Here is a 24,785-nt window from a genome sequence, read left to right as displayed (position 1 = left end):
ATCATACATCACTATTTCAAAAAACGCTGTCACCCCGGCCTTATTGCCCAGTGTGACAGCGTTCGAAACCCGGCTGCACTAGCAGCAGCTCCGGCTTATTTTTTGGCGATATGGCACTTCAGCAGCTTGCCCTTCACGGTTGTCTCCTTCATCGTCTGTAACACAAGTGATCCCTTGCCGTTCAGAATATCGACGTAGGTGACGTTATCCTGGATCGTGATGATTCCGATGTCCGCCGCCGTAATGCCCTCAAGCTTGGCAATGGTGCCGACGAAATCAACTGCGCGGAGCTTCTTTTTCTTGCCGCCGTTGAAATAGAGCTTCATGATGTCCTGGTTCATGACCTCGGTTTTGCCGGCTTTGCGGACCTGCTGCTTGCCCAGCTTCAGATCGAACGCCGGTTTGGCATAAGCCACCGCATCATCCGAAGGAGCCTTCATGATTGGCAGGCTGAAGCCGATATAGCCTTCGATCTCCCTGACCCATTTGTGTTCATTCGGCGTAACGAAGGTGATCGCTTTGCCGCTTTTGCCGGCACGGGCGGTCCGGCCGGTGCGGTGGACGTAGCTCTCTTTTTCCAGCGGGATATCGTAATTAATGACATGGGTGATGTTCTCGATATCAATCCCTCTGGCAGCAACGTCGGTGGCGATCAGATAACGGAACTGGCCCCGCTTAAAAGCATTCATCACCTCAAACCGCTCGTCCTGCTCCATGCCGCCGTGGATCTTGTCCACCGGATATTCGAGGTCGGCCATCCCGCGGAAGAGGGCATTCACCTGCTCCTGGGTCCGGCAAAAAATAATGCAGCTATCCGGATTCTCCACCGTCAGCAGATCGCTGAGCAGCCCGAACTTGGCCGCTTGTACAACTTCAATCAGAGCATGTTCAATCGACGCTGTCGTAATTCCGCTGGCTTCAATCTCAATATCCACCGGGTCCGTCATATACTTCCGGCACAGATTCTTGATCACTTCCGGCAGAGTTGCCGAGAACAGCATCGTTACACGCTCCTTGGGCAGCTGCTTGATGATCTTCTCAATCTGCTCGATGAAGCCCATGCTGAGCATCTCGTCCGCTTCGTCGATCACCAGATATTGTATCCGGCTCAGGTTCAGCGTACCGCGCTCGATATGGTCGAAGACACGGCCCGGCGTGCCTACAACCACATGCGTCTTCTGTGTTAACTCGATCTTCTGCGGGGCAAAAGGCTGCTTGCCGAACAGCGCTACCGCCTTAATCCGCTTGAAGCGCCCGATGTTCGTAATATCCTCCCGCACCTGCTGGGCCAGCTCCCGGGTCGGTGTCAGCACCAGCGCCTGGGGTTTGTTCTCCGCCCAATCGGCCAGCTCGCAGAGCGGGATGGCGAATGCTGCGGTTTTGCCGCTGCCGGTCTGCGACTTGACGATCAGATCCTGCGCCTTCAGCGCCACCGGAATCACCTTCCGCTGCACCTCCGTAGGGTCCACGTACTTCAGAACCTCCAGCGCACGGGTAATCTCCTCACTCAGACCATAATCACTAAACTGTACTTGTACTTCACTCATATTATATTCTACCTCTTCTATGCCGATTGTTCCGGTTCAGGCGGGGTCTCCCGCGTTCCATCCATCTTACGCATTATTCCATTATAACACCTACTCTGCCCCTTGATTCCATTCCTTATAAAATTGCTCCAAAAAAACCAGCATAAACTGATGGCGCTCCTCCGCCAATTGCTTCCCGTACGAAGTGTTCATCAGATCCTTCAGCTTCAGCAGCTTCTCATAAAAATGATTGACCGCCGTCCCTTTGGAATAATCACGGTATTCCTCCTTCAGCGACTCGTCCCGGGGAGGGATCTTGGGATCATAGACCGGACGTCCCTTCGCTCCGGAGAAAACCATCGTCCGCGTAATGCCAATCGCCCCCAGCGCATCCAGACGGTCCGCATCCTGCACGATTTGTCCTTCCAGTGTAGACATCAGAGCTCCCCCGCCGCCTCTGAAGGACATCGTCTCGATGATCTCCATGATCTGCTCGCACGCAGCTTCATCCGGCAGATGTGCGGTGAGCCAAGTTTGTACTTTGAGCAGGCCTGCTTCCTTGGAGGGATTCAGCTTCTCGTCTGCTACATCATGCAGCAGGGCGGCGATCGTGCAGATGACCACACTCGCCCCTTCCATTCTTGCGATTAGAGCGGCTGTATTCCGTACCCGGTCGGTATGAAACCAGTCGTGGCCGGTGGTATCCTGGCCTAATTGCTCTTTGGCGAAATTCTCTGCCGCCGTTATGAGATGTATATAATCCATTATAATTGCTCCTTTATGACTAATAATGCAGGTCTTGCGCTGCTGCTCCTGATCCGCTATAATGTGCTGTAATCAAAAGCTGAAGGGAATTGATTCACATGAACCGCCTGTCCATCATACCGAATCAACTTCATCATCACAAGCGGCGTTAGCACACCTGATTTCATTCAGGGAGGGCTAGCGCATTTCGCGTTTGACCTCCCTGCGGCATATTGAAGCGCGCGGGACCACGGGGTCCGGCGCGTTTTTTATTTTCACCGAATCCACATACAAGGGAGCTGCTAATTATGCAAAATATTAAAGGAACCTATGATTATTTCGGCCGGGAGCAGGCCATCCGCCAGAAGGTGCGGACTACGCTTCAGGAGCTGTTCGAGCTGTACAGCTTCGAGTCGATGGATACGACCCTGCTGAATGAGCTGGAGCTGCTGACCTCCAAATACGCCGGGGGCGATGAGATTCTGCGCGAGATGTACCAGCTTACGGATCAGGGCGGGCGCAGACTGGGGCTGCGTTACGATCTGACGATCCCTTTTGCCAAGGTGATTGCTATGAATCCGGGTATTGTGTTCCCATACCGGCGCTACGAGATCGGCAAGGTGTTCCGCGATGGTCCGGTCAAAAAAGGCCGCCTGCGCGAGTTCCTGCAATGTGACGCTGATGTGGTCGGCATCGCCGGTCCGCAGGCCGAAGCCGAGCTGATGCAGCTGGCCGCGGAAGTCTTCCGCAGACTGGATATCCCGGTGGTGCTGAAGTGGAACAACCGCCGCTTCCTGGGCGAGATTCTCGGAGCGGTCGGCGTTCCGCCACAGGAGCAGCTGTCCGTGATGCTGACGCTCGACAAGCTGGCCAAAATCGGCAGCGGCGGTGTGCTGGCAGAGCTGACGGACAAGCAACTGACTGCTGAGACGGTCCGGCTGATTTCGGAGCTGCTGGAGCTGGAGAATCCGGGGTTCGGGCAACTGGTGGAGAGATATAAGCTGGACGGGCATCCCGGTACGCTTGAGGTAGTAGCCTTGCAGCAGCTGATTGATGCGGTTGGACTTGCGGATGTGTGCGTCTTCGATCCTTTTCTCTCGCGCGGACTCTCCTTCTATACCGGCACCGTCTATGAGATCTTCGATGCTTCCGGCAGCTATACCGCAAGCCTCGGCGGCGGGGGCAGGTATGACGCCATTATCGGGAAGCTCGTCGGGCGCGACGATATAGAGTATCCTACAGTCGGCATCTCCTTCGGGATGGAGTCGATCATGGCCCTGCTGGACGAACGCCCGGCGGATACGGCGGACCGTTCCGGTGTCCTGATCATTCCCATCGGCGGATATCTGCCGCAGGCTCTGGTTGCTGCCGCTGCCCTGCGGGCCGCAGGCATCCGCACAGGCGTGGACACCGGCACGCGCAAGCTCAAAAAAACACTGGCCGCAGCCGCAGCCAAGGGCATCCGCTATGTCATCATGGTTGGCGAGAGCGAGGCCGCTGAGGAGAAGCTGCGGCTGAAGGACATGGATTCGCAGAGCGAGAGGCTGGTTACAGTGGCGGAGGCGGTTCAGTTGATTACGGGGTGACTCCGAATCTCATCAGGTTAGTACCCGTGGAGCGCGCATTGTTGCACTTTGGGCAGGAATTCCATCCAGTTAGCACCTCAGGAACACACATTGTTGCAATTCGGGCAGGATTCCATCAGCGCGGCCCCCGGGAAATGTGCTGGCCCCAGCCCCATATATCCCGCCAGACAGGCGAGTGTGTTCATGCCGCGCCCCGCCAGTCTCAAATTATTGATGCCGATAGCTAATTGTTGTACTTTTTGCAGGATGTTTCGTCAGTTTGGCCCCGGGTCACGCACATTGTTGCACTTTTTGCAGGAATCCCATCCAATTAGCACTTGAGGAACACACATTGTTGCAATTTGGGCAGGAATTCCGTCAGCTCAGCCCCGGGGAATGTGCAATGTTGCATTTTATGCAGGACTGTTCCTCATTATGGAGCTTGATGAACTGGAATACAGCACGCCGCACCTTACTCTATCACCACAGGTTCAATCCTCTTGAACAGAAACCTGGAGTCTGCCAGATACTCTCTAAGATAGGCCAGCGCATAAGGCTGTTCTTCGCGCAAGCCGGGGAGTTCGTCGGGATTAGAGATGTGGTGGCTGTAGTTCCCAATCATGATCTTGACAAAGAAGCATTCCAGCTTCCGTTCATAATCTGGCTCCAGCGCACGGACGCTGCTATAGCCTCGAATTAGGCTCCTGCGCTGCTCCGTGGAGAGCTCCAGCAGAGCAGCGGCCAGATCATGGAGGTAGAAGCCGTAGCCGCAGAGGCCGAAATCGATCGCCCGGGGCTGACCCTCCGTGAATACCACATTCCCAAAGTGCAGGTCACCATGGATCAGGCCGTAGCTGCCGGGGTCCAGCGTCATGGCTTCGAGTTCCCCAAGGATTCTCACGGCGGCAGCCTGATACAGCCTCCACCCCGATTCCGGGACCATAGCCGAATGATGCTTCTCCAGCTTCTCCCACTCCTTACGGAAGCTGTCCGCTCCCCACACCGGACGGGTAAACTCCGCAGATGGAACAAACTGCGCACCTGCTTCATGCATCCTCGCCAGCATAACGCCTACAGCGTAGAGCTGCTCATCCGGCAGATTACCCTCTGAATGCTCCCCTTCGACCCAGCGCATCAGGGTAACATAGTTAAGCTGCTGCGCTACACCGCCCGCTTCATTGCCAGTCTCCAGGATATAACTGCCGCTTGAATCGCGCAGCCCCACGGGGACAACCAGCTCCGCTGCCCCGCTGAGATGGCTGAGCCACTCCAGCTCCGACAGAATCTCTGCCCGGCTGCACCGTTCGCCATGTATCCGCAGCAGCAGCTTCCCCGCTGTTTCCGTCTCTACCTTGAACGTGATACTGTCGGACTGTTTAATATATTCAACTTTTGTCCAATTCAAGTCATATGCCTTAAGCGCCTGCAGTACTATATCCCTTGTTGCCGGTTCTATTTTCATCTTCCTGCCCCCTAATATGGATGTCTGCATTCATTATAGGGTTGGCGGAGGCGGCAGACATAGATAATAGACAGGTATAACCTGACTTTTGCACAAAATAAAGAGGCTGCTCCAAGAGTCATAACGCGACTTCTTGGGACAGCCTCATTGTTCAAGGTGGATCAGATTGAGTTCTAGGCGTGAGCGCTTGTGTATGGGCGCTTGTGTATGGGCGCTTGTGTGTTAGCACTTGTGTGTGAACGCTGCGATTGTATTTCCTGTATTTCATACACTAGATTTCTGCATTTATGCTCCAAAAGGCCGCCTGCGCAAAATTCTACTGTACAGAGTGCAGCAGATGCTATTTTTCGAGGGGTTTTAGCAGAGGAATCTAGTGTACATAGTACAATCGAAGCCAGCTTAGGCTGAATCTCACAAGGAGAATTGGCTAAGTTACTCGCCCTTAGACCACTACCCTCTCTGCTTGCTTCCATATACAATCTTCTTAATGCTGTCGCCCGACAGGCAGAATTGCTCCGCCAGTTCGGTTACGCTCAATCCGCTGGCATAATGCTCACGAATGGACTGGTTCCGGGCGCTCAGATAGGATCTTCCGCCTGAATTCTCCCCCCACCGCTTGCGCTGTCCCTCGGGCTTCGGGATATAGAGCATCCCGCCCTGCATATATTTCTGAACCTCCTGCAGCAGCTGCTGCGGTAATACCAGGTCTGCATTTACATATTTCATATAGCTCCGCTCCTCTTAAGTTGTTCAACTTATAAAGGCAGCAAAGTCTATAGCACAGAACCTTATCCGGCCAAACGTTGCAGCGGAGAATAGCTGTCCGCTCTACACAATAACCGCTGTCTGCCGATCCATAGACTTTGCGTAGAGCTGAGCATTAATCTTGTCATGATGCGTCCTCCTTCCAGTATCTGACTTAGCTTATATTGACTATAGCATACCAGGCACAGGGTTCCCGCACAAATCTCGAATCTAGTATGATCAGACAAAAAGGGACCCCGCCGGCGTCCGGCGGGGTCAAAAGTTATATTAAAGGGGGGTATGTGAGTACTATACCCCCTCAAGCTTAAAAACAGATGAAGCCCAGGTAAAGATCTGCTGAAACGAGTTTAGATTTTGAATTTCTCAACCAGCTGCTGCATTTCCTTAGCGCTCTGCGTATTCTCGTCGGCCATTGTGGCTTCATGGAAGGTCTTCTCCACAATATCCGCCGTCTTCTCGGCGATATCCTGCACCCCGATGGCTCCCTCGTTCACGGTAGCCGCCACTTCATTGACAGCGATAGCAATGCTGGAGACGGTCTCGTTCAGGTGATCGGCCGCTTCCTCGAACTGGTTCATCAGCCCGTTAATCGTGGCAGCATCATCATTGTACTGCTGGCTGACCTCGGTCAGACGCTCATAATCGCCCAGCACATTGCGGTCGATGAAGTTCAGTACGGCCTCGGAATGCTGGGTCATCTGCTCCACGGAGGCATAGACATTTTTGACCACCTCTTGAATGCCTGACGCCGTCTCGGAGGACTTCTCCGCGAGCTTGCGGATCTCCCCGGCCACCACGGCGAAGCCCCGGCCCGCCTCGCCTGCACGTGCGGCTTCAATCGCTGCATTCAGGGCCAGAAGGTTGGTCTGGCTTGTTATGGAAAGAATCGTATCAGCCAATACGTTGATCTCGTGGATCGCTCCCGACTCTTCGATCGCCTTCTGCATCTCACTGCGGACCGAGCTGTAGATCTGCTTCGCGTTCTCGGTGGACGTTACTGCATCATGCTGAAGCTCCAGGGCCCGCTGCGTAATCTGGCCCGATACCCCGGAGCCTTCTTTTACCTTAGCGCTGATCATTCTGACATTGCTCAGGGTCTCGTGAATCGCCGCCGTCATCTCCTCGGTAGAAGCCGCCGTCTCCTCCATCCCTGCGGACAGCTCCTCAGTCGTGGCTGAATTATCATGCGCATTCTCTCTGACCTCGTTCGACAGCTTCTCCAGCGTCTCGGCATTGTCCAGCACCTTGGAGGAGATCGCAATCAGACTGCCCGCCATCTCACGCAGCGCCGCGCGGGTGCTGAACATGGCCTTAGCAATGGTTCCTGTCTCGTCTTTATTTTTAGTCAAATATTCATATTGATTATCATACTTGAGATCAAGCTCTGCCGTGCGGTTCACCAGCTCCGTGAGCTTGATGATTGGCGAGGAGATCCGGGTAGCCACCGTAGTCCCGATCAGCAGGGTTAGCAGCAGGCTTCCCAGGCCGAGCAGCATAATGAAGTTCGTCATCTCGCTCACCGGCTGCAGCACCTCGTCCACATCTCCGGTCAGCACCAAGGTCCACTGCGTCTCCGGGAGCACGGTGTAAGTAGCTTTTTTCTTGGCTCCGTTGAAAGTGTATTCTACATTCCCGTCCGGTACCGTCTGCCCCGCCTTCACCTGCTCGACCACGGCTTTGATGGATTCGTTCTCCACTAGTGAACCTATCTTCTTCTCGTCGGGGTGGTACAGCGTATTCCCCGTTTCATCCACTAGATAGGCATACGAGGAAGGGGCACCCGCCACCTTGGCATCGGCCAGATAGGTCACCAGACTGTCCGCCCTAACCGCCGAAGCGACGAACCCGATCATCTTCTCTCCGCTAACCACAGGATGGACAAAAGCCAGAATATAAGCCCCTGTTGACTTGGATTTCAGCGTCTCGCTGATTACAGGCATCCCGGTCTTCAAGACATTCTTCGTATAATTTCTATCGCTGAAGTTGTCGCCCACCAGCTTGGTATCGCTATCCGCTACCGCCGTTCCCTTCAGATCAACCACAAACATATGCTCCAGATTGCCTGCATCCTTCACCAGACCCTGAAGCTTCACATTCACTTGATTCTGGAGGGGATTCCCGCCGCTCAAGCCGTTATTACCAGCCTGCGTCAAAAGCTGCACAATCTCGCTGTCCCCGGCTACCAGCTGCATACTCCGCTTCTCTTTATCAATCATGGCGGCAATGGTCTGCGCTTTGTTGCTGCCCGCCTGTGCCATGGAAGATTCGGTCAGATTCATGATGGTGCCCGTGGATTTGGTATACGTAAAAATCCCCATTAATGCTGTAGAAATAAGTGTAACGACAATCATCATAACGGATAGCTTCATACGAATCTTCATGATTTTCTACTTCCTTCCGCCCTTTTCTTATCCACTCGCTTCTAATCAGCCAAAATGCTTACTTTATTACAATTATTATCGGATTTTCCTCGAAAATAATGAATATTCCTTGTAGTATTTTCAGAAATATTATCGATTTTTGTCGAATGGTAGCATGAAAATTACACTTCATTCCAAATACTACGAAACCCGCTCTTCCTGTAACGCCGCAGACTACGGCATGAACAGGAACAGCGGGTTCGCATACACAGGTTCTATTCAGTAAGAGTGCTACGAATTGTGGGATGAAGCTGGAGCAGCCAGCCGGTCAGCCAATGGATCAGCCAGCTGCCGCCGTCTCACCCTGCTGCGGATGAACATGCCGGAGCAGGCGGCCAGAATCTGCTGGAACAGCATACCGGAGATTACGGGTAACGCCACAGATGGCGGGAAATAGCGCACAGCCAACACTGCGCCTGCACTGAGATTACGCATGCCGGAGTTGAACTGTACGGCCACGGAGCTCTCATGATCATAGTGCAGGCGGCGTGAGACGAATGCTCCAATAACGTAGCCGAGCGCAACCGTAACGAAGGTAACCGCGATAATTAGAAAAAGTTTGCCGTCCGGATGCTTCAGATACCGGGCAATGCTGGCCCCATTAATCGAGACCACGATGAACAAGCCCACCTTGACGAACGGGGCAAGCGGCGGGCCGCAGACAGCACTAATCTTGCCTTTGCTGAATTGATTCAGCAGCATCCCAGCTACGGAAGGCAGCACCACCATCCACAGCAGGCCCCGCATCATCTCACCGGCGTCCATCTGTACGCTTGCGCCCATCAGCACATAGAGGGTAGCGGGTACAATCAAAGGCGATAACAGCGTATCGATCAGAATCAGGGCCAGCGTAAGCGCGATATTCCCGCCATGCATGGATACCCAGACTACACTGACCACCCCGGTTGGAATTGCAAACAGCAGCACATACCCTGTAACCGTATAAGGATCGCCCGGGAAAAACAGCATCGCGGCCAGCCAGCCGATCAGAGGCATTACCACATGAAGGATGACCAGCAGAATAATCAGCTTTTGCGGCTTGACCAGCACAGCAAGCAGATCGCGGAAATTGGATTTTAGACTGCCAATCAGCGTCATACCGGCGAAGATCCATGGCACCAGCCAGGTTAACGGAAGCAGGGACCCCTCATTGAGCACGCCAACCACGATGGCTGCGGGTGTAAGCAGCGGCATAATCCGCTCCAGCACACGGTTGGATGATATTAATCCGCGTCTTATTGCACCTAGCATGTATCTCATCCCCCATGTTAACTTTGCCATCATAAGCCGCTGCACTGACTATCTCTGCTTCAAGTCCGTTAACGGATCTATACTCCTTGCGGGAACAAGGCGTCCAGTGCCGGGCAAGGCCGTTTCTCCAGATAGTCCGACAGCGGTGCCGGCATATTGTTGTACAAGTCCTTCAGTTTCGTTCCGTTATAGATATTGCCGATAATGACCGGGTGGCACAGCTCGGAGATCAGAATGTCGCCGTTGCCGTGCAGATGAAGCTGCTTCATGCCTTCAATGCAATGCGGGAAATAGACGCCCGGCTGCTCCTCGAAGCCCATCGCGTCCATGAACCGGTCCATACAGGTGAAGTAGAGAGTGGTATCCTCCGGCTTCCGCGCAATCAGCTCATTGACGGCATTCTTCAGCTGTTCCCGGGCAGCAATGGCCTTCCAGCCGGTATGTCCCATGATAATACTATTCTGGATTTCATGCGTTCTTACGCCCATAGAATAGACATGCTCGCTGATTTCCTGCATATGATCCTGTGTTTCATTGAACAGCAGTGTCTCCAGAACGACATTCACGTTTGTTTTGGCGAACATGGTGATATTCTCTCTGATTTTGTGATAGACGCTGGTGTGAATGTTGTAATACCGCGAGAAGCCCTCAGCCGTGGTGAAATTAAAAGAAATATGAATCGTGGTCAGACCTGCGTCCACCAGCTGCCCGATCCGCTGCTCATTCAGCAGACTGCCGTTCGAGTTGAGCTGGGTCTGAATGCCCCGGGAAGTGCAATAGGCGACAATCTCCACGCAATCCTGAAACTTCAGTGTAACCTCTCCGCCCGACAGGCGCACACGCTTAAGATTAGGCAGCTCCTCCAGAATGCGGATGACCTCCTTACCGTCAAGGGTCTGGCCGTCATTTCTATTGTAAGCGCAGCAGTAATCACAGCGGAAATTGCAGTTCGAGGTCACGCCGACTTCCAGCCCTTCCAGCTCATACGTCATCGGCTTATCCAGTTCCAGTGCTTTATATTTCGTACTCATATTCTATAGTCCTCCTTGGATGTTGGCACATTCGCAATAAAGTTAACTATAGAATTATACAGGTAAGCCCGCGAGGTTAATGTGACATTTGATATTTGAACTTTGCAAAAAGACTGCTGCACGGTTATAGGCTCACCATACAGCAGTCTTCATTAAGATAGATTAACCTACAGCTCGATAGCTTCTCCCATCCGGTTCAGCACCGGCTGGCCGATGATCCCCAGACGCCAGATCGCAATTCCCTTGAGGCCGTAACGCTTAGCCAGGCCGATCTTGGCATTGACGGAGGCTTCGTTCTCACTGTAGACCGATATCCCGAGAATCAGCTTGTCCTTGCTGACCTGATCAAGCGCCAGCCGGATGCTCTCATCGACCTTATTCATCGGCTCCGGCCCGGTCTCCCCTTCATAGGCGTAAGCCATGATAACCAGATCGTCCGCAAGTGTCCCCAGCGTCTTGTAGTCATAGCCCTTATAGGAGCTGTTCAGCGGATGCAGAATGACAGTCAGCTTGAGGCTGGCGGCGCGGGCGGCTGTGGAGAGATTTTTGACAAAAGCGTTATATTGGCTCTGTACCTGCGCCTTATCCCCGGTCAGCCCCAGGCCTTCAAGATCCAGTCCGATGCCCTTGAAGCCCTTGCTGGAAGCAAGTTCAACAATACTGGCAATCGTCTGCTGCTGGAGCTGCGCGTCCTCCAGATTCTTGCTCAGCTCCAGTGACGAGTCACTGGAATAGATCATCAGGTAGGGAGCGGTCCCTCCCGCCGCCGCATTCTGCACAATCGATTCCGGCGTTACCTCGCCTGCCGCCTCCGGCCACCAGAAATCCTTACCGGTGGTGGTGAACTGGCCGTTCTTGTCAATCCGCGCCCAGCCAAAAGCAACCGCATCGAAGCTTGGAATGAGCGAGACCTCACTGTAGGCCTTCTGTGCGTAGAAGCCCAAGGTATACATGTCCCGTTTCGGGGAGGTTATGGATACGGTCTTGGACGCCTGATCCCAGGAGGCTGCCGCCCCAAACTGCTGGCTGAAGAATTTGAGCGGAAGCATCGTCGTCCCGCGGATATCCTGCGGCGCTACCTCCAGCTTCACTACCGTCCCGTTCACGACTGCATTTTTGCTGCCGAGGGTCAGGACCACTACGGTTGGTGCAGCACTAGCGGCGTCCTTCCGGGTGGCTGTGATTATGCGGGCCTTCTGATTCCATTCCACTTGAATTCCCAGGGCTTCAGAGATGGCGCGGAAGGGCACCATGGTCGTTCCGTTCATCATCACCGGCTCCACCGGGAATGGCAGCGGATAACCGTCCAGCATGATATTGACACCCGCAGGTGCAGCATGGACCGCACTTGCCGGAAGTGCCGAGAGGCTGCCGAGTGAGATCGCTGCGCATAATACTATTTTGGCCAAATGCTTCATATAAGTAGGTTCCCCATTCTCTTAAATAGATTATGAATCTCTCAACCTTACATCCCCTACTATTCTAGCAAACTAGATAAATATAGCAAATGAAGAGATTGTAACCATTGCAGACTCACCCGTCCGGGGTTCTCCTTACACTTACATGAACACGCTCAAAAAGACACCGACAGCCCGTTCAGCATCCACCTCTACAGCCACTTCGATGAATTCTCCTTCTTTGGGCTGGGCCCGCAAGTCTGCTACGACCATACCGGAGGTGAACGCCCCCTGATGCTCTACACGGACCTTCATCCGGCGGCAGGCTACTAGATCCGGCTGCAAGGCAGCCATCAGGGCCAGCGGATCATGCAGCGGAGCGCTGTTAATGAGATAGTTCGCCTCACGGTAAAATTTAAAATAATACGCCAGCGACTCTTCCATGAAGTCTATGAGCGCCTTATTCTCTTCCCGTCCATGCCGCTTCAGCAGCTCAACATGCTCAGAAGTAATCCGCGTCTGAAGTGTCACATCCAGCCCGATCATCATTATAGGCAGCCCTGAGGTGAACACGCGGTCAGCCGCTTCCGGGTCGCCCCACAGATTGGCTTCAGCCACCGGTGTGACGTTACCCGGCTTAAAGACTGTACCGCCCATGACCACTACCTTCTTCAGCTTGGAGGTCAGCTGCGGGTCCAGATCCAGGGCAAGCGACAGGTTCGTCAGCCGCCCAAGCGTCACCAGCACCAGCTCTCCCGGATGCTCATCCGCCATCCGCGTTATGAATTCCGCTGCCGTCTCTTGAACCGGTACCTGCCGGGAAGGAGGCAACTGAACGCCGCCAATGCCGTTCTCCCCGTGAACATGGGTGGAGAAGCCGGTTAGCTCGCGCACCAGCGCCCGGGAAGCCCCCAGCGCTACCGGAATTTCATAGCCCGGAGCCGCAAGCTCAAGCAGCCGCAGCGTGTTATCCGCGGCCTGCTGCACATCTATGTTGCCGAACACGGTCGTAATTCCCTCAACCACTACACCCGGCGCCCGGAGCGCATATAATATGGCCAGTGCATCGTCTATTCCTGTGTCACAATCGATGATGATTCTAGTTGTGCTGTTACTCATCTCTATCTCTCCACTCCTTATAGTAGCTTTGCTCTCTCTGCCTAGCCGCACTGCTCATCTTAACATGGGGTTATCTTCGGCTCAATATGGAGTTTAAGGAGAAAATAGAGTCTAGTACAGAAGTGTCAGACTGGCGAAAGGTACAATGTATTCGGTTGTTCACAAACTAAAAAATCCGCCAGCCTCATCAGGCGACGGATTCTTCATTACAGATTATCGAGTTACATAAGCCGCCGCAGCCTTGACGAACCGCTCCAGCGCTTCAGCCAGCAGGGAGCGCGGGCAGGCGAGATTGATCCGCAGATGACCCTGGCCTTCTGTACCGAACACAGACCCTTCATTGAAGGCTACCTTAGCCTCACGGTACATCAGCTGCTTGAGCCCGTCCGCATCGAGTCCGAGCGCCCGGCAGTCGATCCACAGCAGATAGGTGGCTTCCAGCTGCATCGGCTTCACCTGCGGAAGATGCTCGGCCAGGTAGGAGATGGCGTAGTCAGCATTGCCGTTAATGTGCAGGATCAGCTCATCCAGCCATTCTTCGCCTTCGTTATACGCCGCTTCCACAGCCTCCGGCGAGAAGAACGCCGACATATGCAGGCTGAGCGTCTTCAGCTTATAATCGAATTTCCGTTTCAGCTCCGGATTAGAGGTGACGATATATGAGGTCTGCAGTCCCGGCAGATTGAAGGTCTTGGTAGCCGCTAGTGTAGTCAGCGTAATGTCTGACAATTCTGGGGACAGGGAAGCAAACGGAATATGCTTGTGTCCGGGCATGATCATGTCGCAATGAATCTCATCCGAGATGACCGTTACCCCGTACCGCAGGCATAGCTCGCCCAGACGCAGCAATTCCTCCCGTTCCCATACTCTGCCGCCCGGATTATGCGGGTTACACAGCAGTAGCAGCTTCGCGCCGCCGGCCATCAGCTCTTCCAGCTGAACGTAATCCATGACATACCGGCCTGCTTCCAGCTTCAGCGGATTCACCGCCACCTTGCGGTCATTCATCCGGATCACATCATAGAAAGGATAATAGACCGGCGATTGCAGAATCACCTGATCTCCCGGCTGGCTGAACAGCTCCACAGACAGGCTCAGTGAGGTTACAATTCCCGGAGAATCCGAGATCCACTCCTCCTGAATCTCCCAGTCATGGCGTCTGCGGTACCAGCCGGTAATCGCCACTTTGTAGGAGTCGCCTGTCACGCTATAGCCGTATACTCCTGACTGTACGCGGCGCAGAATCGCTTCCTGTACCGCAGGAGGGCTTGCAAAGTCCATATCTGCCACCCATAGCGGAAGAATCTCCTTGTCTCCGAACAGCTTTTCGGACTGGTCCCATTTGTAGGAACGGGTATTGCGGCGGTCAATAATCCGGTTAAAATCGTACTTCAACTAAAATCACCCATCCTTTCTGCTTATCCGTACATTGTACCATGGGCAGAGACATCCGGCATCTTGATTCCGTGAACCAGCCTGCTTCAGCTTCCTTTGCGCAGCCGCTCCAGAGACTGGCCCAACCGGACCTCCTCCAGCGGCTTCAGCACATAATCCACAATGTCCTGGTCGAAGGCCCACAGGGCATGCTGCTTCGTCTCTGTGACCACCACAATCTGAATATCCGGCAGCTTTTTCTTCACCAGCTCGGCTACGACGACTCCTTGGTGGCCGGGCAGCTGAAGATCCAGAAACAGCACATCGGGCTGCAGCTGAACAATCCGGTCCACAACATTCTCGGGATAAGCAGACATGCCGATCACATTCACCTTGCCTGTATGCTGAAGCATCGTTGACAGCTTATAGAGATCCTTCTGATTCACATCCAGCAAATAGGCCTTAATCACCCGGGTTTCTCCTCCTTCCATAGGGATGAATTATGATCACTAAACAGCTTATTTTAAAAAAAGTGCTGTCCCCGCGTTTGCTAAGAAACGCCTGAGGACAGCCATAGTCGGTATTATATTGCAGCTTCAAGTGTAAGCTGCTTCTTGTATTGCTTCTTAGTTGAAGGAAGCTGGCAGCAGGCTGCGCAGATCCTCCGTATTCACAACCAAATGAATGTTATTCATCGTCCGCAGGGAACCGGAGATAATACCCGCCAGCTCGCCGTGCGTATCCAGCAGAGGCCCCCCGGACATTCCGCTTGCCACCTGGGCCGAGGTTAGAATCCGGCTTCTGCCGTTAATGTCAGCTGCCGGAGTGTTGACTATCCCCTCCGTGATGATCGCTGTGTTCTTGAGCGGATAGCCCAGGGCATACACGGCTTCACCATGTCTCAGCTTGTCCCCCCGCAACGGCAGATAAGCATAGGCATTATCCTTTTGCTTCATCGCAGCAGGACTTGGCAGTTCAAGGATGGCCACATCCTTCAGCTCGTCGGACTTCGTGACTTTAATCGGACTGATCACCGTTCCATCCGCCATGACTCCTTCAATGCGCTGTGCGCTTTTGACCACATGATACGCCGTTGCTGCGGTACCCGCCGGGGACAGGATGATTCCTGTTCCGGTGGAGCTTGCCGTACCGTCGCTTTTCAGCACACGCAGATAAAAGATCGCCTTACCCGCTATTCCATAGCTTTGTTCAGCATTGTACGCCTCAGGTGTATCCGCACTGGTGGTGTCCGAATAGAAGAGTATCGCCGAGATCAATGAGAGGACCAGGCTTACGGCAAGCAGCTTTGTTTTCATCCGCCGATCTCCTTCACTTATGAATTTCTGTTATTTCACAACCGACATGATGTCTTTGTAAGCCCAATGGGTAGCCGGAAGATCCTTGAACTGTACAGAGGTTACCGTCAGCTTCTTCGTGCCGGCAATCCGGTTGATCAGCACTACGGCCTGCGCACGGGTAATCGGTGTTCCCGGCTTGAAGGTTCCGTCAGGGAAGCCTTGCACATATCCCGCCTGCGACAGGGCATTCACGTATTTCTCTGCCCAGTGTCCGCGCAGATCCTTCTGCTTCGTCACACCTGCCCCGGTTACATCGAGCTTCAGCACGGTAGTCATGATTTTGGAGAATTCGGCTCGGGTCAAGCCCTTGGTTCCGCCGAATCCGCCATCCGGGAAGCCTTCAATAATGCCGGCCGATGCGAAGAATCCGGTCAGGCCTTCATTCTCGGCATTGACATCCTTAAACAGATTGCCTACATTCACTTCTTCCATGTCGAGCAGCGGCGCAAGAGACTGGATCAGCTCATACCGGGTAATGGCTGCGTTTGGCATGAATAGACCATTCGGATAGGCTGCCATATACTTGATCTCACTGCTGTTACTCTTCAGGCTGTACTTCGCATTCTCCACCACATACTCGATGGTAATGACTTTATCGTCTTTGTCCGTGATCGCTTTGACCGTCATAGTCTTGGTAATCAGCAGCTCACTGGTGTATTTCGTGCTCTTAGTAGTCGGAATGCTGCCGTCCGTTGTGTAATAGATCGTCTGCCCTTCTGGAGCCTTCAGCTCCAGCTTGCTGTTCTTGGCAATCTTGACCGGAGCTTCACTGTCACCAGTTACTGTCGATGTTCCAGCGACCGCGGTAATCGCAGGAGCTGCCGCTGCAGGTGTCGGGCTCGGAAGCGGAGCTGCCAGGCCACCGCCACCACCGCCTCCGCCAGGGCCGGAACCCGTGCCGGGATTAGGGACTACAAGCGTCCAGGTCCAGGCTGCAACCGGGCTGTACTCTTTTCCAGGAGCAATGGTAACAGCTTTAACCGTTGTTGTGCTCTTCAGAACGATAGGTCCGCTGTACACCTGGGAGGTCTCAGTAGGTGTTGTACCGTCCAGTGTATAGTAGATGCTTCCTCCCTGCTCACCTGTTACCAGCTCCACCTTCACTTCAGTGGTGAAGTTCTTATCTGCAGGAGTTGCAGTTGGTGCTACTGCCGCGCTCGGATACTGGAATGCAGCTGTATTAATAGCAATACTTCTGCTCTGTCCTCCAGCGGTTGCCTTCAGCACTGCACTGCCGCCTGATATCAGGCTGCCGGTTGTACCGTTCACTACAGCCTTGGACGGATCAGCGCTCCAGGAGAGTGCTCCGCCGCTGCTCATGTGGAATGCCGAACCCACGCGGTTTACCAGATCCTGCGGGTTCAGAATAACAGCGGCAGAAGCCAGAGTCCCTTCGTCTGTTCCGTTAAAGGCTACAAGCACTGGATAGAAGGTGTTGCGTGCTGTCCAGATTCCTGCATCCAGGCCTGCCGGCAGATTCGCGCCAGTAAGCTCTGTGCCGAGAAGCCCAGTTGCACCGCTGCTGCCCCCGGCCACTGCCTGACCATTCAGATTGTAGTAAGCAATATTATTCTTCAGCATTTGTCTGTTGAACAAGGAGCCGCTGATCGTGGCATTGTCCGATTTCTGTCCGGCAATCCCGCCGAAGAAAGCCTGCAGCGGTTGAATCTTGCCCTTCACTCCAGCCTTCACTTCTCCGGTGTTCAGGGAAGAAGTAATGGAGCCGCTCTCTGCCAGACCGGCAATTCCGCCTGCCCATGCAGTAGACATGCCTTCGGCGATAACCGTGGCGGCAGAGTAGCTGTTCTTGATCTCTCCCGCATTCAGTCCGCTGATCCCGCCAGCGATTGCCTGAGCCGAAGCTACACGGATATCGCCATAGGCCATTGATTCAGTGATGGAGCCTTCTGCACTGTTCTCACTGGCAATTCCGCCTGCGGCCAGTGCAGATGATACATCAATGTTGCCCTTGGATACAGCCTGGTGAATCACACCGGCGTTGCTTCCGGCAATGCCGCCAATCCGGCCCGCTCCGGCAAGGGTCACACCTTCATTCGTGACCTTCTCCAGGGTACCCTGATTCGCGCCCACTGCCCCGCCTGCGGCAGCACTGGCAGTCACGGAACCGCTGACCTTCACATTCTGGATGACTGCACCCTTGTGGTTGATCCCGGCAGCAACACCTGCGTTCACTGCACCGGAGATATCGGCTCCGGTGAAGCTCACATTCAGGAGCTGTCCACGGTTATCCTTGATGAATCCGGCAGTCTGCTGGCCGGAGGCTTTCAGAGAAAGTCCGTTTAGAGTATGGCCTTGGCCGTTGAACACACCCGTGAAGCTGTCAAATGCCGTCCAGTAGCGTCCGGCAAGATCGATATCTGCCCCAAGCAGGATCGTTGCCAGCTCCGGCTTGTTCTCAGCCGTTCTGTTGAACAGCTTGTAATAATTCAGTCCTGTCTCGTTATAGAACATGACTGCCCCTGCGAGCTGCAGCGGAGTCTGCACTGTAATGGCCCCATCCGTCAGGTCGTTCAGGAAGGTAGTATCATAGTCGATACTCCAGAGTCCTGAAGCCAGCGGATCAACTGCTGCTGTACTTACGGCAGCTGCGGCTGCACCCGAATTACGGCCTACAGCATCCAGTGTGCCTGTATAGGATGAGCTAAGAATTTTGCCGTCCCGGAAGTTGTAGCCGACCAGTGCGCCTATATAGACATTGTCTCCTGCAACTGCGGCAGTGATCTGCGGCACATTGGCATACACGCTGGTTAGCGTTCCGTCATTATATCCGGCGAAGCCGCCGTTATAGGAGCGGGTCGAAGACTTCACTCCAACGGTAGCAATCTTGCTCTGAAGTGCGTAAGACTTGCTGATACTTCCACTTCTCTCCACTGCTGCTGCGAAGCCGCCGCTGCGTGTATCGAAGCCGGTATTGCTTACGTCACCGGAAGCATAGGAATCTGTGATCGAGTAATGATCTACAGAACCCGCGAAACCGCCGACATAAGAGCCTAATCTGCCGCTGACATTCAGCTTGCCTGTGGCATAAGACTTCTGAATTTGTCCGGCAAGCGTTCCGTTCTCACCCAGGAGTCCGGCAAAGCCGCCGGCATACAGCGTATTATCCTGATTGGTATCTGTGATCACTACCGGAATATCCGTATGGGTATTCGTAATGAGTACATGATCGGCCATACCGATCACCCCGCCGACGCGTGTCGCCGGTACTGATTCACCCAGGGTAACCGCCGATCCGGCAGTGATGGACTGGCCGGAGCCGGAGATGACCTTGCTGTAATGAATCTCGCCGCCGTCTCCCCAGCCGACAAGCCCGCCGGCATTGATCACTCTGCTGTTGTCTGCGTTCACACCGCTTCTGACAAGGGTATCCACAATGATACCATTGCTGTATCCGGCTACTCCGCCTGCACTCACAGTATTACCGCCGCTTACCTTCAGACCGGAGGCAACCTCAGAGCTATAGATGGAAGCATCCTTATTCTTGCCTGTCAAACCACCTGCATAGAGATCAGCACGATGGTCTGTTCCAGTAACTGTGATCTGGCCATCATGAACCTTGGCAATATAGATCCCTTTATACAGCGGATATGCCTTGCCAAAATCAAAGCCTTGATTGATATCGTCCGCTGAGATCGTTCCGGCGATCCCGCCGACAGCAACCTCGCCGCTCTTCGCCGCTGCCTGAAGCTCAGGTGACGAATCTGCATTGTAGATGATGGAGTTATCACTCTCTCCCACAATACCTCCGGCAGTGATTACTTCACCTGCGGCCGTAAGAGAAGCCTTGAACCGGGCGTCATTGATTGCCGTCCGGGAAGCTGTTCCGGCAATCCCGCCGAGCACAGCCTTCAAGCTGTCGCCTGTTGTAGCCAGCTTCACGCCTGATACTGCTGCATGTTCAATATCGAAGCTGCTGCCGTTATCCACAGAACGGGTCAGCATTCCGCCGAGTCTGCCTACCTTCGCGCCCACAACACCGCCAGCCGTACCATTAGCTGTCAGATGTATGCCGCTTCCGGAGCCGGTTACTATTATATTGCGGATGCTGTTCCCTTGATCGGATTGACCGATCATACCGCCAAGGATAGAGCCAAGGCCCCGTGCTTCCAGCGTACCGTCTGCAAAGCTCACGGTCAGTCCTTCAGCGTGACCGGTCTGATAATGTCCAACCAGTCCGCCAACCGTGGCTTCCATTCCCGTAGAGGAAATACGGTATCTGGAATTCACTTCATGGGCCAGACCTGTCACATTACCATTCTGAACCCCGATAACCCCGCCGATAACGGCATGGTCAGCCGCGCTGCCTATGCTGCCGTCCTTATCGTGAATGACATAAGTCTCAGCTGTAATATCCGCTGTGTTGTCGCCGATAAGACCGCCGGCGATGCCGCCTTCAGCTACCGTCTCAATCCGGCTTCCGCCGTCCAGCGTAAGCTGCAGACCGGCAACACTGCCTGAGTTCTGGCCGATGATGCCGCCGACAAAGCTGCCGCTGACCTTCACACCGCCAAGCAGCTTAAGGTCGACATTCTTGACTGTACCCAGATTCGTCCCGGCCAGTACGCCGGTGTAGCCGTTGCCGCCAACCGCGAGCGGCTCAAGATTCATATTCTGCACTGTAGCATTCGCTCCAATGATTCCGAACAGCCCGGAATGTGTGTATACCGGCTGCAGGGTCAGGCCGTCGATTAGCAGGCTTTTCCCGTCGAACATTCCTTCAAACGGACTAGCCTCCTTGTCGCCGATAGGCACCCACTGCTTGGATTGGATATGGATCGGATTAAGCACGGTCACGGTTCTGTCCTTAAAGCCGAATGGCTCCACACCGGCAATCGTGCCGTTGACAATTCCCGCCAGACCGGCAAGCTCAGCCTCCGAGGTGATCTCGAAGCCGATCGCATCCTTATCCTTCGTGTACCAGTTGATATTGGCATTCACATTATTGCCGTTGTCTCCGCCGCCGGTATTGGCAGTGCGGTTGACTTCAGGATAGCGGTATGCCGCGCTGAGCGAGCCGTATTTCCAGGCTCCCTCGAAATCCCAGCCCGACAAGCCCGGGAATACCGTTCTGTCCTTCAGTGTCTCCGACAGAATGGTGGTCAGCCGGACATGCACATTCAGCCAGCGGTGATTGCCCTCTGCGAAATCAGGCAGATCCCGGTTGATATTCAGTCCTTCGTCTTTAATATAGTAAGACTTGTAGAGCAGTTCTTTACTTGCATTATCATAACGTCCAGCGAAGCCGCCGGCATAAGCGGTCTTTTTCTCCGCTACATTAACTTCTGCTGCTGAGTAGACGTTGCTTATTTTACCGTTTGTAATTCTGCCAACGAAGCCGCCGGCGTAAGAATTATTGTTCGCAGCGTTAACACTTTTCGCTACATAGGAATTCTTGACCGTTCCGCCGGACAGCTCTCCGATCAGACCGCCGACAATGGTATAAACGTTTTTCGCCGTAACCTTGGAAGCAGAATACGATTGCTCCACCGTACCGGCTGTGTTTCTGCCGATCAGTCCGCCTAAGTAGACCGAACCGCTTGATGTTCCTTGTGCATCGCCCGTCACATCAATATCTACATAAGAGCCAATGACTGCACCGGCATTGCTGCCTACTAATCCTCCGGCATGTGTGCCTGTCCCTTCAATGGTCAGGTTCGCATTGGAGTACGTGTAGTAGAGTGTTCCTGATGCCGTATTGACACCGGCCAGACCGCCGATGATGGAGGAATTGCCTCTGGAAATGACTGAGATTTTATCGGTAATACTGTTGTTGGCAATCAGCGTACGGTTCTCACCAACCATACCGCCCACAATGGCATTTGCGGAAGTCGCTGAGACCGTACCCAGTGTCCGGGTATTCTGAATTGTACTGACCGAGGTTGCAGGACTCAGCACCGGATCAACACTCTGAGCCGCATTGAGGCCCACAATTCCCCCTACATAAGAGGACATCGCACCGTCATTAGCCTTCAGATTCAGACCACTGATATAAGTGTCCACAATAATACCTGTAGCACTGCCGTGGTTATATCCGGCCACCCCGCCTGCAGTAGCACGCGGTGCGTTAAGCGTCAGACTAATCGCTGATCCTACCAGACGGTCCAGCCTGGAGGACTCATTGTAGCCTACAATACCGCCAACATAGGCATCTGTAGCCGCTGGCCCTGCCAGAATGAGCATATTCTCTACATTGACGACTTTGCTGTCACTGCTGATGGTACTGTTCGTAAGGGTACCTGCCAGGCCTCCGACAGACGGCTTCGCTGCTTGCGCCTGGATGAGCATCAGCGCACCATCTTGCGCATTCACTTCCGGTGCTGTGATATCCGTTGTCACAGCCGCACCTACGATCGCGCCCGCTTTGGCATCCGCCGCTGTCAGCGTAATCATCGGTTCAGCACCGGGAACATTCAGTACAGCGGATGCAATGCCTGCACGTGCTTCAGGCGTCGCTGAACCTTCGGAATGTCCGGCGGTTCCGCCCGCTTCAGCGCGTACACCCTTTGCTTGAATAGACAACTGAGTCACTGTAGCGTTAACCAGCTGTCCGGCATTGAAGCCGGTATTCCCGCCAAGCTGGTTATCCGCACCGCTTGCAGTGATAACTACATTCTCCGCATGATTGAACGGAGTGGCTGCGGCCGAATGGTTCTCGCCGAACATACCGCCGGCTTTTACCGAAGCGCCTGTAGCCTTAATCTCAATACGATTCGTGTGCCCGTTGAACTGGGCAGCTGAGTTATGCCCTGCGCCGCCGCCGAAGCTCACCTTGTCGGCCTTCAGCTCTGTGCGGATATCCTGTACTTGCACAGGCACAGCGGTAGACCCGATTACCGCATCAGCATTCAGCTTACCTGCTGCGCCGCCGATGATATACCCGCTTCTTCCGGCTTCATTCAAGAAGCTGATCCGCGAGGCCTTACTGCCCGTCAGCGTCAGCGGCTTCGTGTTCACACCCACGAGTCCGCCGAACGTGATATTGTCCTGCCCGTCTGCCGCGTCCGCTACCACAGCTTGAAGCACCAAAGTGCTGTAGCCTGCCGATTCAGCATCTCCGGCAGTAACTCCGCTTACCGTACCCTGTGCGTTACCGGCGATTCCGCCGACAACGCCGCCTGCGGAAGTGACCTGCAAGGTTGCATATTTAATAGAAGAATTAGTCAAGGTTCCTTCCAGATAACCAACGATTCCGCCGATGGTACCATCGGAAGTGATATTCAGATGACCCGCTGCAGTCTTGCCGGTCACTGACGATGCAATGGTTCCGCCAATTTCGTAACCCACGGTACCGCCGGTATATACATTCGCAGTACCTTTAACCTTCAGTTCGCCTGTGGAAGAGGTCTGGGTGATGTTCCCGCCTGCATCATAACCGGCAATCCCGCCAGTGTAGACTCCTGTGCCGCCGTTAACTGAGATCAGTTCTGCATTCTTAAATACCCCTGCCGTAGCGTTGCTGGTTACCAGCCCGCCTGCGGCATATCCGACGAATCCGCCGGTAGCTACATTTTCTGATCCTGTTGCAGTTACCTTCTGTGTATTCACATAAGGATTCGTCCAGGTGAATGTACTGCCGGTATATCCGGCAATACCGCCAGTATATACATTTTTGCCGCCGTTATTGATAACCGGCGCTGTATTCACAAACGTAATGGAAACTGCTTCGCTTGCTACCGTACCTGTTGCACCAACCAGCGCCCCGGCTGCCGAGTTCACTGCCGCTGCTGCATTAACGGTAATTGCGCCATTATTGGTAGTCATGTTGGAGAACACGACGGTGTTGTCTACTTTACCGGCAACCCCGCCTGCCGCAACCTGACTTCCGCCAGCAATAGTAACAGCCGCCGTATTGATGATTGGAGTGTCTTCATCATTTAGACGAAGCGGTCCTGTGGTGTGACCTGCAATCCCGCCTGCGGTAAGCACGGAGCTGTCCGTTCCTTGGGCAAGAATCGCTCCATTATTGACCACTTTTTTGATGATGATGCCTCGGGAATCGCCATAGCCCATAATTCCGCCAACATCGGCTGAACCATACGCTGTCACCGTTCCATTATTGACAGAGTTCGAAATCATCCCTTCGCCCATCCCGACGATACCGCCAGTGTAGGAGTGGTACGGAGAAGCGTCCGAAGTGATATTAATATCATTGGTAATGTCAAACACAATGCTGCTGCCGCTCATTTTACCTACAGCAGAGCCTGCATAGACATCATAGGTTACTCCGGTCACAGAGATGGTGCCTGATTCAAAAATCAGGCCGCCTACTGTACCGCCTTGCATATTCCCTACTAAGCCCTGGTAGGAACGGTTCGCTACTACATTCAAACCGTTAATCTTCTTCATTAATCCGCCTTCTGTGATTAATGTTCCCCGGAAGGGATGCTCGGCCGTACCGATTGGCACCCATTGGTAAGCTGAGAGATTCAGATTGTCCGTAATCTCCAGAATTTTACCGCTTAGACCGTTTACGGTACCTTCATTGACGAGCTTGGCTACACCTGCCAGCTCTTCAGCAGTCTTAATTTTGAAGGTATCATTCGTTGGCACGTACCACTCGGTCCTAGCCGCGCTGTCCCAGGTCTGCGGATCAGCCTTGGCCATGATGCCTCCGGCCACTGCGGCAACGACAATTGCCGCCAGTGCTATTAGATAACCTATCCATGATTTTCGCTTCAAAGCCATATTGACACCACCTGAATAGTATTGTGATTTAAGGATTTCCCAGCAGAGCGTGCCCGCCCGCTAGCGA

The 24,785-nt window shown here is 53.9% G+C and carries 14 protein-coding genes; 1 reads left to right on the top strand and 13 read right to left on the bottom strand.

Translation table 11 applies throughout. The features are described from left to right. Nucleotides 1–95: 95 nt before the first annotated feature. Both NST43_RS09005 and NST43_RS09000 read right to left on the bottom strand, forming a co-directional pair. Nucleotides 96–1,547 carry a DEAD/DEAH box helicase gene (locus tag NST43_RS09005; RefSeq protein ID WP_339223887.1) on the bottom strand — a complete coding sequence of 484 codons (1,452 nt, stop codon included), beginning with the start codon at nt 1,545–1,547 and terminating at the stop codon, nt 96–98. Nucleotides 1,548–1,637: 90 nt separating this feature from the next. Beyond that, the gene (locus tag NST43_RS09000; RefSeq protein ID WP_339223886.1) at nt 1,638–2,291 is read right to left on the bottom strand and encodes an HD domain-containing protein; all 654 of its coding nucleotides are present in this window, start codon (nt 2,289–2,291) and stop codon (nt 1,638–1,640) included. A 287-nt stretch (nt 2,292–2,578) separates the two neighbouring features. Here NST43_RS09000 and NST43_RS08995 point away from each other — a divergent pair, with 287 nt between their 5' ends. Beyond that, on the top strand, nt 2,579–3,856 hold the full coding sequence (locus tag NST43_RS08995; RefSeq protein ID WP_339223884.1) for a histidine--tRNA ligase: 1,278 nt from the start codon (nt 2,579–2,581) through the stop codon (nt 3,854–3,856). 451 nt (nt 3,857–4,307) lie between these two features. On the opposite strand, the gene NST43_RS08990 is transcribed toward NST43_RS08995, so the two are convergent. The 11 genes from NST43_RS08990 to NST43_RS08940 all read right to left on the bottom strand — a co-directional run bounded on the left by NST43_RS08990 (nt 4,308) and on the right by NST43_RS08940 (nt 24,718). Next, nucleotides 4,308–5,297, bottom strand: coding sequence for a phosphotransferase (locus NST43_RS08990; protein WP_339223883.1), 990 nt, complete (start codon nt 5,295–5,297; stop codon nt 4,308–4,310). Between the two features lie 450 nt (nt 5,298–5,747). Next, a complete protein-coding gene (locus NST43_RS08985) occupies nt 5,748–6,023 on the bottom strand; it encodes a CD3324 family protein (protein WP_209991123.1) in 276 nt (91 codons plus the stop codon). 386 nt (nt 6,024–6,409) lie between these two features. Then, a complete protein-coding gene (locus tag NST43_RS08980; protein WP_339223881.1) occupies nt 6,410–8,443 on the bottom strand; it encodes a methyl-accepting chemotaxis protein in 2,034 nt (677 codons plus the stop codon). Nucleotides 8,444–8,713: 270 nt separating this feature from the next. After that, complete coding sequence (locus NST43_RS08975; protein ID WP_339223879.1) at nt 8,714–9,733, bottom strand: bile acid:sodium symporter family protein; 1,020 nt, start codon at nt 9,731–9,733, stop codon at nt 8,714–8,716. A 77-nt stretch (nt 9,734–9,810) separates the two neighbouring features. After that, complete coding sequence (locus NST43_RS08970; RefSeq protein WP_339223877.1) at nt 9,811–10,764, bottom strand: radical SAM protein; 954 nt, start codon at nt 10,762–10,764, stop codon at nt 9,811–9,813. A 167-nt stretch (nt 10,765–10,931) separates the two neighbouring features. Next, complete coding sequence (locus NST43_RS08965; protein ID WP_339223875.1) at nt 10,932–12,182, bottom strand: stalk domain-containing protein; 1,251 nt, start codon at nt 12,180–12,182, stop codon at nt 10,932–10,934. Nucleotides 12,183–12,323: 141 nt separating this feature from the next. Beyond that, nucleotides 12,324–13,280, bottom strand: a complete 957-nt coding sequence (locus NST43_RS08960) for a nucleoside hydrolase (protein WP_339223873.1) — start codon at nt 13,278–13,280, stop codon at nt 12,324–12,326. 213 nt (nt 13,281–13,493) lie between these two features. Beyond that, complete coding sequence (locus NST43_RS08955) at nt 13,494–14,675, bottom strand: MalY/PatB family protein (RefSeq protein WP_339223871.1); 1,182 nt, start codon at nt 14,673–14,675, stop codon at nt 13,494–13,496. An 86-nt stretch (nt 14,676–14,761) separates the two neighbouring features. Continuing rightward, nucleotides 14,762–15,124: a response regulator gene (locus NST43_RS08950; RefSeq protein WP_209991136.1), complete on the bottom strand. Its 363-nt coding sequence runs from the start codon at nt 15,122–15,124 to the stop codon at nt 14,762–14,764. Between the two features lie 156 nt (nt 15,125–15,280). Continuing rightward, nucleotides 15,281–15,970, bottom strand: coding sequence for a serine protease (locus tag NST43_RS08945; RefSeq protein WP_339223868.1), 690 nt, complete (start codon nt 15,968–15,970; stop codon nt 15,281–15,283). A 30-nt stretch (nt 15,971–16,000) separates the two neighbouring features. Continuing rightward, nucleotides 16,001–24,718, bottom strand: a complete 8,718-nt coding sequence (locus NST43_RS08940) for a chitobiase/beta-hexosaminidase C-terminal domain-containing protein (RefSeq protein WP_339223866.1) — start codon at nt 24,716–24,718, stop codon at nt 16,001–16,003. Between the last annotated feature and the right edge of the window lie 67 nt (nt 24,719–24,785).

Origin of the sequence: Paenibacillus sp. FSL H8-0332, from assembly GCF_037963835.1 — a bacterium.
GTDB lineage: Bacteria > Bacillota > Bacilli > Paenibacillales > Paenibacillaceae > Paenibacillus_AQ > Paenibacillus_AQ rhizoplanae.
Note: the sequence above shows the minus strand (reverse complement) of the source record. Positions and strands in the feature narration are given on the sequence as shown.